This window comes from Arthrobacter sp. StoSoilA2 (genome assembly GCF_019977195.1).
Classification (GTDB): Bacteria; Actinomycetota; Actinomycetes; order Actinomycetales; family Micrococcaceae; genus Arthrobacter.
The window spans coordinates 4,819,966-4,833,931 of record NZ_AP024643.1; the positions used below are offsets into that span (position 1 = coordinate 4,819,966).

Sequence of the window (13,966 nt, forward strand, 5' to 3'; positions counted from 1 at the left end):
GGTGGCCTCTCGCTTGGACGTTGATCAGCCCGAGGCATCTACTGGTGTGGTGTGGTGTGGTGTGGCGGCCGGGCCGGTTGCCAACGTCGGGGAGGAGTCGCTACCGGCCGCCGACGTATCTACTTGGCCCGGACTTCAGCCCTTGACTCCGGAGGAGACGGTGGAGCGGATGAAGTAGCGCTGGGCGAAGAAGAAGATCGACAGCACGGGCAGGATGTACAGCACGGCAGCAGCGGCCTGCACGGTGGGAATGGTGTTCCCGTTAGGGTCCTGGTACCACGCGGTAATGGCCACCGCGAGGGTCGTGTGGTCCGTGTCCAACAACAGTGCGGGTCCAATGTAATCGCCCCAGGTCCACGTGAACGACAAAAGGAACGAGGTAATCAGCACCGGGCGGGAGAGGGGAAGGAAGATCTGGACGAAGATTCTCAGCCAGCCGGCACCATCCATAATTGCCGCGTCTTCGAGTTCGCGCGGGAGCGACGAGAAGAACTGGCGGAAGAGGAACACCATATACGGTGATGCGGCCAGCCCCCACAAAATCCAGGGCCAGTAGGTGTTCACCAGCCCGATTTGCGAGAAGAGAACGTACGTTGGCAGCAGCGTCAGAATCTGCGGGATCATCATGGTTGAGAGCAGAACCAGGAACAGGGCCTTTTTTCCGGGGGCCCTTAGCCGGGCGAAACCGAAGCCGACCGTAGCGCTCGATATGGTTATCAGCACCGAATACGTTGTCGCGAGGAATAAAGAGTTGGCCGTGTAGGCCACAAAGTCCATTTGGGTAACGGCCTCGACGAAGTTGTTCCATTGCGCCTTATCAGGCAGGACCTGGATCGGAAACGAGGCCCATTCAGCGGGTGTCTTCAGCGCCGCAAGTATCAGCCACAGGAATGGGCCGATAAAGAACACCGACAGGAGCAGGATCAAAATGTAGAGGATCGCCGGGGGCCGCTTGTCCTTCCGGACCTTTTCGGCTTTCCGGATATGTTTGGCCTCGGGTGCCAGCCCGGCGGGTGTTTCACGCTCAGTCGTGGTCATCGGGTTGCTCCTTCTTTCTCGGCTTCCGTGTCGACTTCGTAGTACACCCATGACTGGCTCGAGCGCAGGAAGAGCAACGTCAGACCGAGGATGATGAGGAAGAACACCCACAGCATTGCCGATCCGTAGCCGAAACGGTTGCTGAGGAAGAACTCCTTGTAGACCTGCACCATGTACAGGTTGTTGCTGTCCGGCACCCCACTGACCTTCGAGATACCGGCCGAGCTGGTCAGGAGCAGGGGCTGGATGAAGACCTGCAACGCCGCGATCACGCCCGTGATCACCTGGAAGAAGAGGATGGGCGAAATCATCGGTACTGTCACGTGCCGGAAGACAGACCATCGTCCCGCGCCGTCGATGGTGGCCGCTTCCTCGAGCTCGGCCGGAACGCCCTGAAGAGCGGCGAGCATGATGATCATGCCTGCGCCCAGACCCCAGAGCATCAGGATCACCAGAGCGTAGAAGGCGGTAGGGTCCAGAAGCCACGCGATCGGCTGGATGCCGACGACCCCCAGGATGGCGTTGAGGATTCCTGAATCCCTGTTGAAGACAAGCTTCCACATGATTGCCATGGCGACAACCGGGACGACTGAGGGCAGAAAGAACAGAGTCCTCCACAGTCCCAATGCCCTCAGCCGCCGGTTGATGATCATCGCCAGGCCAAGAGATCCGCCGATGGTCAGCGGGACAACGATGGCAGTGAACAGCAGCGTCCTCAGCAGCGCCATCCACGCCTCGCCGTCACTGAACAGTTCAACGTAGTTATCCAGGCCAACCCACTTGAAGCGCGGAGAGCTGCCGTCGAAGTTGGTAAGGCTCACAAGCAGCCCGAACACCATGGGCAACGCCGTCAGCAGCACGAAACCTATTACCCAAGGCCCGACGAATGCGTAGAACGCTTTCTTGGGGTAGCGGGACCACTTGCGTGCCATAACTGTTAGCCGATCTGCTTCTTGCCCTGCGCGAGGGCTTTGTTCAAGTCATCAGTGAGCGCCGAGCATGCCTGGTCTACGCTCAGTTCACCCTTGATTGATTTCTCAAGGTACGTCTTGATCGTGGCGTTCAAGAGATCTGTCGAGATGTAAGGCGAGTCGGGCAAGGGCTTCGCATACTGCAGTTCATTCTGCGCGACCTGGTACGCCTGCTTCTGGAATGGAAGATCCTGCGGCAACTTATCGCTCAGCGACTTCAGCCCCGGAAGGCCCCAACCACTCGCGGCACGCTCCTTGGCCGGCGTGCCGGCCATGTAATACTCCATGAGCTTGAAAGCTGCATCCTTGTTCTTCGCCTTCTCCGGGATCCACCAACCCTGCCCGGAGAACGTCGGCGCGACACGGGTGTCTCCCATTACAGGTGAAGGAGCCATTCGGACAGTCTTCAGCGCATCGGGGGCGGCGAAGTTGCCGCCATACCAATAGCCATCCTGACTGATCGCCATGCGCTGTGCGGCGAAGGTCGAGTAGTCAGAGCCGTCCGGAAGCGGGTTCAGGGACGTCGGGCCCACCCCTGATTTCCCGAAATCGACGTACCACTGGAAGGCGCGCTTGGCGGCGGCCGAGGTGAAGTCGATCTTGGTCAGGTCTTCGTTGTACAGCTGCCCACCTTGCTGCATTACCATCGCCGACATGGGCTGGGAGAGGGACCAGTCCCATTCGACGCCCAGTCCGAAGGTCCTCGTTGTTGTGCCCTCGGTGACAGTGAGCTTTTTGGCGATTTCCAGGAGGTTGTCGTAGCTGGTTGCCTCGGTGTCACTCAGGTAGGGGACGCCGGCTTTGTCGAAAAGGGCGGTGTTGTACCAGAGTGTCGAGTCCTGGCTCCAGTCTTTGACGACGCCGTATAGGGGACCTTCGCCGCTCTTGGTGCCGTTCCAGCGGAAGCTGTTGTTGACGGGCTGAAGGTCGTCTTCCTTCAGCACATCACTCTTCTTCAGGTATGGGGTGAGGTCCGTAGCCAATCCCCGCGCGTTGAAGTTGGCGCTGCCGACGGCGGCGCCAACAGTAATGTCGGGCGGGTTGCCCGAAGCAAGCATGGTGTTCAGCCGGGTCGCATCGAACAGAACCTGGTTGATCTTGATGCCAGGGTTGTTCTTCTCGAACTCGGCAACCTGTTCCGCGCTGAGATCCTTGGCTCCGACCATGACGGTCAAAGTGGTCTCCCCCGACGGGCTGCTGGCGCCACCGCCGCCGGCGGTGCACCCGGCAAGTAGGGCTGTTGCTGCAATGAACGAGCCCGCGACAAAGGTACGCCGCTTGAGTGTTGCTGCTGGTGTAGGCATGTCTACCTCCTTGTGACATGGGGCGCCCGGAACTGGGTCGCCGTGGTGATCGTGATCATCATTACACGAAAACGAAACAGTTGCTACAATTTTATTCAAGCAGTTTCAAAGGGCCGGTGTTGCCCAAGGCGCCGGGCTATAGTTAGTAAGGTCACTAGCATGAGTGAACAGAAGAGCCCCGGCGCCCGGGGTCCGTACGCAAAATCGGCGCAGCGATCGAGTGACATCCTCGATGCCGCCGCCACTGTGTTCGCAACACACGGCTACCACGGCGGCTCATTGCGGGACATCGCGCGCTCCCTCGACCTCAGCCTGACCAGCATCGTCCACCACTTCGGGTCCAAGTACGAGCTTCTCGAGGCCGTGCTCGAGCGGGCCGACAGGACCACTCCCGGCAACGAAGAGTTCGACTTCGACGCCGCTTGCGCCGAACGCGGGGTCGCGTCCGCCACACTGGAGCGGGTGGAGTCAAGCATCGAGCGGCCCGAACTGCTGCGCCTCTTCGCCATCCTGGCAGCGGAATCCTCCACCCCCACGCATCCCGCGCATGACTGGTTCGTCGCCCGCTACCGGCGCAAAACGGAAGAACTTTCGGCCGCCTTCACCTACGACCAGGCCGCAGGCCGAATCAGCCCAACCCGAGACCCCCACACCCTTAGCCGCCTGCTCATAGGTACCTGGGACGGCATACAGCTGCAATGGCTGATCGACCCGACCGCCGATATGACCAGGTCTATGAGGGCATTCTTTGAATGGGCCCTTCCGGAATCGGTGAAGGATCTCCCTGGCGTTCCGAACCGATCTGCCGCCCGGTAATCTGCCCGATCCTTCTTTCCCCCGCTCCAGTGCCGCGTGGTTAGTGCGGCCTTAGCGGAACCATAACTCCGAAAAATGTAGCAGTCGTTCAAATTTCGTCGTAAGGTGGGCGCTGTCGCTTGTGCTGTCGCGACGACATCGTGACCCCTCAACGAGGAGATCCTTCCATGAGCGGGCCGGAACCGGGCAGCGTGCGTGTGGATCGCCCGCACGGCTCGCAGGGGTAGTGGTGAGTTCGCTGCGGGACGGGTAGTGAAGTCCATTTCCACGATCGCTACGGCAAAGACACTGCCGGACGTGCCCTCGCCTTCTCACTAAAAGCACAATAACTCGCTCCGATCTCGGGGTTCGGCGCGTCTTCGCCGAAACGAAAAATAAAACCGCCCATCCAGGAGAGGATCCACATGACCCACCTAAATCTGGCAACAACACCTGACGGAATCCAGTACCGCGACCTGAACGGGAACGGGATCATGGACCCCTTTGAGGACCCGCGGAGAACACCCGAAGAGCGCACCGAAGACCTTCTCAACCGGCTCTCGTTAGACGAAAAAATCGGCCTCATGTTTCAGACCGTCATCGAATCAGGACCAGGCGGCTCCTTGCTGGAGACAGCCGGGCACATCAGCAAATCACCAACCTCGGTAGTGGTTCTGGCGAAGAACATGACCCACTTCAATGTCCACGGACTCGACGACGCACGCGAAGCCGCCCGGTGGAACAACGCCCTGCAAAAACTCGCAGCTCAAACGCCTCACGGAATTCCCGTCACAATCTCCACGGACCCTCGCCACGCATTCGCCGAAAACGTCGGCGTCGGATTTTCCGCAGGCCCGTTTTCGCAATGGCCGGAAGGGCTGGGCCTGGCCGCGATCGATGAACCTGAAACCACCCGCCATTTCGCCGAGATCGCCCGTGCCGAATACACTGCGGTCGGAATCCGTGCTGCGCTTCACCCGCAAATCGACTTAGCCACCGAGCCCCGATGGGGGCGGCAACTGCAAACTTTCGGTTCCCGCCTCGATCGGGTCATAGCCCATACGGCCGCCTACCTGGACGGCTTCCAAGGCGCCACGCTCGGTCCCGGCAGCGTGTCCTGCACGACTAAACACTTCCCGGGCGGGGGACCGCAAAAGGACGGCGAGGACGCCCACTTCCCCTACGGTCGCGAACAGGTGTACCCGGGCGGCCGATTCGAAGACCATCTGGCACCTTTTAGGACTGCCATCGAGCATGACACCGCGGCCATCATGCCGTACTACGGGATGCCGGTGGGTCTTGAAATAAACGGACAACCGGTGGAAGAAGTAGGTTTCGGCTACAACCGCCAGATACTTCAGGAACTCCTGCGCGAGGACCTCGGCTTTGAAGGTGTCATTGTGACGGACTGGGAACTCGTCAACGACAACGTTATTGGCGACCAGGTCCTACCCGCCCGGGCCTGGGGAGTAGAACACCTCGACGCCCGGGGCCGCATGTTGAAAATCCTTGAAGCAGGAGCGGACCAGTTCGGCGGCGAAGAATGCGTCGAAATCCTCCGCAGCCTGGTCGATGAAGGTCTCGTCGCGGAATCCCGGATCGACGCTTCGGCTCGACGACTGCTGCTGGTGAAGTTCCGGCTTGGGCTTTTCGACAACCCCTTCGTCGACGAAGATACAGCGGCCCGCGTCGTTGGCAGCCCGCAACACCGTGCCGCGGGCGAGCTGGCGCAATCACGCTCCGTTTGTGTCCTCGAGAACAAGCTCCACGGAACTGAACCGACCCTTCCCGTTGCGCCGGGCCAACGTCTCTACATAGAGGGAATCGATCCCGCCATAGCCGGCACGCTCGGAACCATCGTCCCCACGCCGGAGGAAGCAGATCTAGCAATTATCAGAATCGCCGCACCATTCGACGCCAGAGACGACCTTTTCCTCGAATCATTCTTTCACCAGGGAGGGCTTGAATTCCGGCCCGGCCTCATCTACCGACTGAACGCGATATCCTCCCGCATACCCCTGATCGTGGATGTCGCCCTTGACCGTGGCGCCATCCTTACCCCGATCTCAACGATCACATCCGCGCTCACGGCCAGTTTTGGAGTATCCGATTCTGCACTATCGCGGGTCCTCAGTGGCGAAATCACACCAGTCGGACGGCTGCCAATCGCACTGCCAATGGCAATGAATGACGTCCGGACCGTCGCTCCGGACACTGGCCTCGCAGCCGATAAATGTCTTTACCCGGCCGGACACAAAGCACTTCTGTAAACGGCTCCCTCGGGGCCACCCACCCGTTCATCCCGACGCCCCACCAGTCCAAGGGCTCTTGACCCCGGCTCCCCTGCAACTGCTGGATGCTGCATCGAGCTTGGCATGCGTCCGCCGTAGCGCCCCTCGCTTCGCCTCGCACCGCCGCACTCGGTGCGGTGAAAGGAACACATGGAAATCACGACCGGAGAGCTGGAACAGCCCGGCATGCTGGAGGTACAGGTCAAGGACGCCTCTGAGGTGGATAACGCTCTGGAAGAGGCGATATCCGTCGTGCAGAAGGCCGCACGCAAGCACCGGATAGGGATCCTCGTGACACGGATCGAGACGGGCAGATATATCGTGCGTGCTCATCCCGCTGTCCCCTTCGGGTTGATCCGCCAGCGACACGACGACGCCAGTAGATAGACCCCAAGGCAATCGGCATACCCGGAAAGCACGTCCGGAACACGACTGCGCCGACCCCGACGACACAGACAATGGCGGGTTCACAGGTTCCGCGCTGAACCTCGGGAGGCAGATCAGGGGCCTCTTCCTCCGGATCGGGGCCTCTGACCCCCGCGCCCTGCGCAAGAACCCCACGCATGTCTTCAGCGCTTCAAATCAACGTGCGCAGGCAAGCAAACAAAAGAAATTGTTGCACCCGTCACAATTTCGGGTTACCTTTTCACCACCGAAGCAGAACTCGCTGCCGCCGCCTTACCCGGCCGCGGCGGAATGGCACGGCTGCCCCCACCCGGGGTCAGAAACCATCCCAGCGCACCGGAAGCTGGCTCGTATTTCGAGCAGTCACCTTGCGGCCGAACGCGCTGTTGGCAGTCACTTACTCGAAGGAAGTCGCCCCAATGAAGACGCGAAAAACTCTAGCCATGCTCGCCACGGTCAGTCTTGGCCTGACGATGTCGGCATTCGCCAGCCAGGCTGCAACCGCCACGACGACGCCAAGCCCAACCTCAGACGCGCTTCCCGCAGTGGGGGCCGAGGGTGGCATCGGCTCGCTCCGGGAGGAGGCCGCGAAGGCTGGCCTCATCATCGGATCCGGTTCAATCAAGGGCATGACATCAACGGCCGATGGCCGGCCCTCGAACTACCTGGCAGAACCTCAGTTCGCGGAGGTGCTGGCCGAGCAGTTCAACAGCCTGTCCCCCGAGAACGACCTGAAGTGGCAATTCGTTGAGCCGCAAGAGGGCATCTTCGACTTCGAGGGCCTGGACCGACTGGCAGCCTTCGGTAAAGCGAACGACATGCAGGTCAAGGGCCACGGCCTGATCTCGGGTTGCTGCAACCCCGATTACCTTGTATCTAAGGTCAATGACCCTGTCGCGTTCCGCGCCGCCATGGTCAATCACTTCAATACGATCATGAAGCGCTACAAGAACAAGATGGACCGCTGGGACGTCGTAACCGAGGCGCTGGAGACGATGGGTGGGGGCCTTCAGCACAACGACTTCTACAACGCCCTCGGCCCAGGCTACATCGCAGACGCGTTCCGGATCGCCCATGATGCGGACCCGAAGGCCAAGCTGTTCCTGAACGAAAACCTTGTGGAATCACTCCCAGGGAAGCGGCAGGAACTGTACGACCTCGTTTCCGGTCTCGTTGCCGACGGGGTGCCGATCAACGGCGTGGCCTTGCAGATGCACGAAACACTCCAGGGGCCTCCGCCCGGAGCCATCACCGAGATGACCAACTTCTTCCACGGCCTGCGACTCGAAGTCTCCATCGCGGAACTGGACGTGCACACATACGACCCCGTCTCCCAAGCAAAGATCTACGGCAACATCGTCACTGAGGCGCTCAACGCCGGCATCAAGGAAATCAGCGTCTGGGGCTTCACGGACAAGCACCTCTACACATGGCTCCCGGGAGCGAAACCGTGCCTGTTCGACGAGAACTACAACCCCAAGCCGGCGTACTTCGCCGTTCGTGATGCCCTGCGGAACTACGTGGAGAAGACGGAACCACTCAAGTACCCGCTCGGCAAACTACCCAAGCAGCCTGTCAGCAAACCCTCCAACACCAGCGACTTGCAACTGTAGTCCCAAAATGGACGCGGCAGCTGATTGTGCACCGGCCGCCCGGTGACACCCGTTGTGGTGCGTGGTCGCACTAACGCACCACAACGAGTGTCCTTCCTGCACAGCGGTAGAGCATCCAAGGGGTGATGGCGCCCGGGAAATCTCATCCCCTCGTAGTAGTAAGCCTTCAGTCGAGTCGGCCGGCAGCGAAATGGGAGCTAGGGTCTAGTCGACGCTGGGAACCCACGCCGTCGCCAGGAAATTGGAATCCGTCCGCCGCCACCCAATGACGCTCTCCGGCCCGGGTAGGACTCACGCCGGGCTCACCCTGGTAACGCGCAGGTTGGAGAGGTGCGACGACGGTTCTCCGGACTCTCCGAGCTTCAGCCCCGCGCTATGCACACAGTCCCGTGCCGCGGCCAAAGCATAAGTATCAGAGGAAGCGTCTTGGCCAGAAGCCCCCGCCTTGGTTATTTACACCCCAAACTGACGTCAAGGTGGTCTGACGTGGGGCGGACTTGGCTAGCGGCGAGACTCTCATATTTATCAGGGGTCCGACCAGTCAGGATGTGTGCATGCCTACCGAACGGCTCGAAGTGGACTCATCAAGTCCGTGTTCTTTGGGCTACTTCCCTGTTCGCGGGCCCTGCTCCATCTCATTTTCTTACCATTCGACTGTCGGGATGAGATGGAAGAAGATGATGAGCGGCCGTCCGGGAAACCGAATTCAGTTCGATTCTGACGCAAGCGTCGGCACCGTGACTGTTCTATTCGAGGTTGGTGACGGTACTGGAGTGCACTTCGCCGGTGGCCTGATCGACGTCGAACCGTCGCAGGTCCCGCGCCCGACGGCCTCAGCGGCCAGTTGGGCGAGTTTCAGCGCGTTGGCGGCGCAGTCGGACTCCGCCCCTCTCAGATAGCAGTGGTCGATGACGGCGTCCGGGACGATCCTGCCGCCCAATGGTCGGGTTGTTCAGCCTTCCGGACCACCATCGTTGCCGCGCTCGTTCGACCGCGCTGGACCGGCTGGTCTCGACGTCGACCACATCGACTTCCTCGGGAGCTTCGTGCGGCCTAATGGCTAAGAATCGCAGAATGTTCGTAAAATGGGATGAGTTCTCTCTAAGTCATCCCTGCATTCGGTGACCGTCAGTAGTGCTAATTGTCGCTACGGCGTGGAGCGCCTTGGCGATGGTTGGTGGGGCGAATGTTGGCTTGAAACACTCGCCCCACGGAACCGTAAGTGGTTCAGTTCAGCCTGCGCATGGCTTTGCTGGGGAGCTAACGACTTCGCAGTGCAGGATGCCAGCCGGGGAAGATCGCCCGGACCTGTCGAGATACGATCCGGGTACTCTTTCCAATGGGAGCCGCAGCGGAAGAGGGCTAGTGCTGGCATTCCCGTCACTGGTCTGCCCTACAGGGTTGATACTTTCGCCTGCTTCGGAGGATTGGGAATGTGCATGCGCTCGGAGGCCAGCATGAGGTTCGACGCATTTGCTGCCGTGAATGCGGATTCTATTGCACCGTCAATCCACCCGGCCCAGCCGGAGGCCAAGTCTGAATTGGCGAAGTGAACGCGCCCGTGGGGTACTTGAAGATGGTTGGAGTACTTCATGACTTGGCCTGGCCGGTACGCCATCCACGTTCCCAAAGAGAATTCGTCTTTGTTCCAGTCGTGCGAGTCCACCGCGAGGACGGTTGCTTCGGGGAGGAATTGGCGTACGGCATTGGTAACGGCGTCCAGGTCCGTTGCATCAATGTCAGCTTCGGCGCTGGCGAAGCAGCAAAGGTAGGTCCCGTCTTCGGTTGTGTATTCCGATGCAATCCATTTGAATGTGGTGTCGATGCCGATGCCGTAGAAGTCGTTTTCCAACTTGGGCACAAGTGCCCAGACTTTCACGGACTGTCCTGCTTGCTTTTCGGTGGCCATGGCACGGTGCGCGTGGGGGAGTTCGGGGACGAAGTTGATTCGTTCCCAGGTGTTGACGGGGGCGGTTACGATGATGGACCTGGCGAGGATCGTCTGGCCGTCCCGGGTAACGACTCGTACTTGCGCACCCTCATCCGCGATCGATGCCACAGCCGTGTCGTAGCGCACCTCGGTTTCAGCTTCGGCGAGGATGTGTTCGATAAGACTCTTCGTTCCCCCGACGAATTTGTCAGTCAGCAGGGTGTACCAGCCCACGGAGCTTCCGAAGCCGCTCACCCAGGAGATGACGTGAAGGGCGGAGAGCTCTTGAGGGTAGGCGCCGAAGTAGAAGGTGGGCCAGGCCAGAAGGAAGTCGCGTGTCTTGGCCGGGACGTTGAGGGCATCAACGTAAGCCGAGAACGGTATGTCCAGGTCTTCCAAACCTGGTTGCCCAAGGGGTGCTTCATAAAAGCGGATGCGGTCTGCGTCCTTGTCGATCTGCACGATGGCGTGCTCGAGCGCGGCCCATTCGTCGGCTGGGATGGGGAAGGCCGTGTTCAGCATCTCACCGTTGAGGCCCCAGCCAAAGTTTGATGCCACGGGGCTTTGGAACGTCTGGACCTTATAGCGTTCCAGCTCCGCCTGTACGAACTTCTGCTGGTCGGGGGCAATCCAGGTGCCGCCGATTTCAACTCCCTGGTCTGTTCCCTGGAACTTCCTGTACCAGGTGCGTCCGCCGAGGCGTTCGCGGCCTTCGAGCACAAGCACGGACTTCCCGTCAGCCCTTGATTCGCGGGCTGCGATTGCACCAGCGAATCCACATCCAACGACAACGACATCAAATGACTCCATTTTGGTCATCTCCTCTTTGTTGTTACTTCAGCGACGAGCCAGCCCGTCAACAGACTGTTCACGGCGATTGTTAATCGGACGTGGCAGGCTGGCGGGGTCCCGGCTGATGGTTTTGAGACCACAGATGGCCTCAACTCTTGGGTTCATAGTTGGCAAACACTCATAGTTAAGTCCGTCTGCCGTTTGGCCGATCTGCGACAGCCTTGCTGCAGCGGCGTGCTGGCTAGTAGTTCGCTGCATCTTCGCGAAACAGGTACACATAGACTGAACTATCTATGACCGAACTTCACGTGTTTCCGCACGCCGACTTCGATCTCTCGCGGGGCAGGGCCAAGGAACCAGCGTGGCCCACACCCATCCATCAGTGATCTCCTTCAGTAGCTCTTAATGTGATTCACCTTACGCCTAAGCGAGGACCCTCCGAATAGTACGTTTGCAAGAATTTCAGTGCCATATCCGGCATGTGTAACAAGTTATTCGCAGTTGGGTCCACGGTGGCTTTCTGATCCACCGTACTCAGTGAGGCGCGGTCATACGATGTGACAACTTTGGCCCTTGTCGACGTGGAAACGCGGGACGAGTATCGACATGCTCTTCTATGAGGGCTGCATCCGTGACAGGAGCCTTTTGGGGCACGTCTGGTTGGCTGATTTCTTGTACCTGCGCATGACTGAGGGCCAGGCAAACGCTTGCGCGTCGACACTGGCCCTTCAGCGGGAGGTGTTCGTCGATTTGAGAGGCCTCGAGGGGCAGCTGGCCGGGTTAGGCTCCCTGCCGGCCGATTCGGGCGTAGACCCCGGGGTTCTTTCTGCGATAGATCAGAGCGAGAGCGATACCTGCTATGAGCGAACCATAGAACAACGTCAGAAGTATGCCGGCCAGGACCTCATTGCCCCCGATCAAAAGGGCTATGTTCTGCGTACCGATCACGGCCACCACGGCAAACCCGATAGCGGCCAGACCTGGGGCCAGCAAGCTCCTCCATACCCCCACCTGATACTGCGGATTCCGGCGGAAGTAGACGATGACAGCAACGCTGGTGAGAAGCATCAGGAGGATCAGCGGATAAGCAGCGATCCCTTCGAGAATGCCGAACAAGGACGTTCCATCTACTCCGGCAATTGCCAGTACCGCGATGAAGACCAGAGCGACAAGACTCGTGGCAAGTGAGGCCACATGGGGGGAACCATGCTTCACGTGGATCCTCCGTAGAGATGCATGGAACACGTGGTCCATGCTCAGGGAGTACATGTACCTGGCACTGATATTGTGCGTGGCAATCATGGCCGCGAAAATGCTGGTGCACACCAGGGCCAGGACGACATCGAAGGCGATCTTGCCAAGGTAAAGTGCGACGGCCCCGGTGGCGGTTCCGCTCGGGTCTTCTGCAGATGCGGCAACGACGCTGCTTGCCCCCACTCCGGTGATAAGGGCCCAGGCACTGATCGCATACATGGATCCCATGGACAAGATGGAGATGTAAGTTGCCCGCGGGATCGTACGTTCTGGATTGCGCGCCTCTTCGCGGAAGACTGCCGTAGCCTCAAAACCGGCGTAACACATGACGCCCAGCAGAGCAGCCAGGCCCACGTTTCCGGAGAAAATGTTCGACGGCAGGAAAGGCGCAGCGCTCACACCCTCGGGCCCGCCATTGACGAACGAAGCCACGTCGAAGGCAACGATGATGACAACTTCGAAGATCATGAAGACGGTCAATATTTTGGCCGAGAGGGAGATTTCAACGTAACCGAGCACTCCGACGATGGCGATCAAGACGAAGGTGTACACCCACCATTGGATGTCAGGTCCTGAGAACACGTCTGTGACCAACGACTCCAGGGATACGCCACCAAATGCGAACGCGCCTGCGAGGAAAAAGAAGTAAGCCAGAAGGGCCAGGAACGATGCGCCGAGTCCGAGCGGTTTGCCGAGTCCTGCAGTGATATATGCGTAGAACGCACCTGGATTGGACAGGCGCCTGCCCATGCTCGTGAATCCGACAGCGAAGCAAAGCACTAACGCGCACGCCGCCAAGTATGTGACGGGGGTTCCGAGTTGATTCCCGGAGCCGATGATGAAGGGTATCAGGCCCACGAAGACAGTAAGAGGCGCATTGAAGGCCAGGACGGTGAAGACAATCCCCGATGTTGTCAGATTGCCGGTAAGCCGTTTCGTCGCCACTCCCTCAGGCGGCGATTCAGGGATTTCTTTCTGTTCATTCACAGTTGTCATTTCTATGCTCCAAAAATTATGGCCGGGGTAAGCCGGGCCTTGCTGCGGAGGGAATGCAGTCGATGCCGGCATGGCTGGCCGGGCTGCGTCTCGACATGTTGTGTGCGCTGCCTACCCGTACGCTCCTCAGGATCAGCTGATGCTCGTGTTCTCTAGGTCGGCACCGGCGCCGTTAGTGGTGTACCGGCTGATCGAATGTGCGCTGGGTCTCATTTCTTACATCAAGAAAACCACCTGACCTACAGCAGACCAATAGTGGCAAGTTACATATCTTTGATTTTTTTCATACGGATGTCTAAAGCTAGCCGTGCGTTGCGGCAGGCCTGGTTCAGGCCACGGGTTTGGGACTTCGGCGCTGGGACATGGGAACGATCCCAGAGTGATGGGCTCGGGTGTCGAGGCTGGATGGCTCCAACATTTCTTTGCCACGGGCTCACCCCCACCACAAAATCGACGGATCCGGCATTGATATGAAAAGGATTATCTTTTGTGGCATTTTCAGCATGGCTGCAGTGGTCTTGCTCGCGTAAGTTCGAGTCTGTTCAGCTACCGGATATGGCTTGTCTATCCGATGCTC

At 59.4% G+C, this 13,966-nt stretch carries 10 protein-coding genes; 5 read left to right on the forward strand and 5 right to left on the reverse strand.

Translation table 11 applies throughout. The features are described from left to right. Window positions 1-135: 135 nt before the first annotated feature. Genes LDN82_RS22065 through LDN82_RS22075 form a run of 3 tightly spaced genes read right to left on the reverse strand, consistent with a single transcriptional unit; the run spans window position 136 to window position 3,313 of the window. A complete protein-coding gene (locus LDN82_RS22065; RefSeq protein WP_224092695.1) occupies window positions 136-1,038 on the reverse strand; it encodes a carbohydrate ABC transporter permease in 903 nt (300 codons plus the stop codon). Next, a complete protein-coding gene (locus tag LDN82_RS22070; RefSeq protein WP_224092693.1) occupies window positions 1,035-1,970 on the reverse strand; it encodes a sugar ABC transporter permease in 936 nt (311 codons plus the stop codon). The genes LDN82_RS22065 and LDN82_RS22070 overlap by 4 nt, the downstream gene beginning before the upstream one ends. Before the next feature lie 5 nt (window positions 1,971-1,975). After that, window positions 1,976-3,313: a sugar ABC transporter substrate-binding protein gene (locus LDN82_RS22075; protein ID WP_224165867.1), complete on the reverse strand. Its 1,338-nt coding sequence runs from the start codon at window positions 3,311-3,313 to the stop codon at window positions 1,976-1,978. Between the two features lie 159 nt (window positions 3,314-3,472). Between LDN82_RS22075 and LDN82_RS22080 the strand changes: the two genes are divergently transcribed. From LDN82_RS22080 to LDN82_RS22100, 5 genes are all read left to right on the forward strand, one after another. Next, complete coding sequence (locus LDN82_RS22080; protein WP_224092673.1) at window positions 3,473-4,129, forward strand: TetR/AcrR family transcriptional regulator; 657 nt, start codon at window positions 3,473-3,475, stop codon at window positions 4,127-4,129. A gap of 404 nt (window positions 4,130-4,533) precedes the next feature. Next, window positions 4,534-6,378: a glycoside hydrolase family 3 N-terminal domain-containing protein gene (locus LDN82_RS22085; RefSeq protein ID WP_224165868.1), complete on the forward strand. Its 1,845-nt coding sequence runs from the start codon at window positions 4,534-4,536 to the stop codon at window positions 6,376-6,378. 171 nt (window positions 6,379-6,549) lie between these two features. Next, window positions 6,550-6,786 (forward strand): hypothetical protein, encoded by a 237-nt coding sequence (locus LDN82_RS22090; RefSeq protein ID WP_223948826.1) that lies wholly within the window; start codon window positions 6,550-6,552, stop codon window positions 6,784-6,786. Window positions 6,787-7,223: 437 nt separating this feature from the next. Continuing rightward, window positions 7,224-8,417: an endo-1,4-beta-xylanase gene (locus LDN82_RS22095; RefSeq protein ID WP_224165869.1), complete on the forward strand. Its 1,194-nt coding sequence runs from the start codon at window positions 7,224-7,226 to the stop codon at window positions 8,415-8,417. Window positions 8,418-9,154: 737 nt separating this feature from the next. After that, on the forward strand, window positions 9,155-9,316 hold the full coding sequence (locus tag LDN82_RS22100; RefSeq protein ID WP_224092664.1) for a hypothetical protein: 162 nt from the start codon (window positions 9,155-9,157) through the stop codon (window positions 9,314-9,316). Between the two features lie 494 nt (window positions 9,317-9,810). Here the strand turns inward: LDN82_RS22100 and LDN82_RS22105 are convergent, their stop codons facing one another. Together LDN82_RS22105 and LDN82_RS22110 are read right to left on the reverse strand one after the other, a co-directional pair. Next, a complete protein-coding gene (locus tag LDN82_RS22105; RefSeq protein ID WP_224165870.1) occupies window positions 9,811-11,157 on the reverse strand; it encodes an NAD(P)/FAD-dependent oxidoreductase in 1,347 nt (448 codons plus the stop codon). A 762-nt stretch (window positions 11,158-11,919) separates the two neighbouring features. Then, window positions 11,920-13,389 carry an APC family permease gene (locus LDN82_RS22110; RefSeq protein WP_224165871.1) on the reverse strand — a complete coding sequence of 490 codons (1,470 nt, stop codon included), beginning with the start codon at window positions 13,387-13,389 and terminating at the stop codon, window positions 11,920-11,922. Window positions 13,390-13,966: the final 577 nt, after the last annotated feature.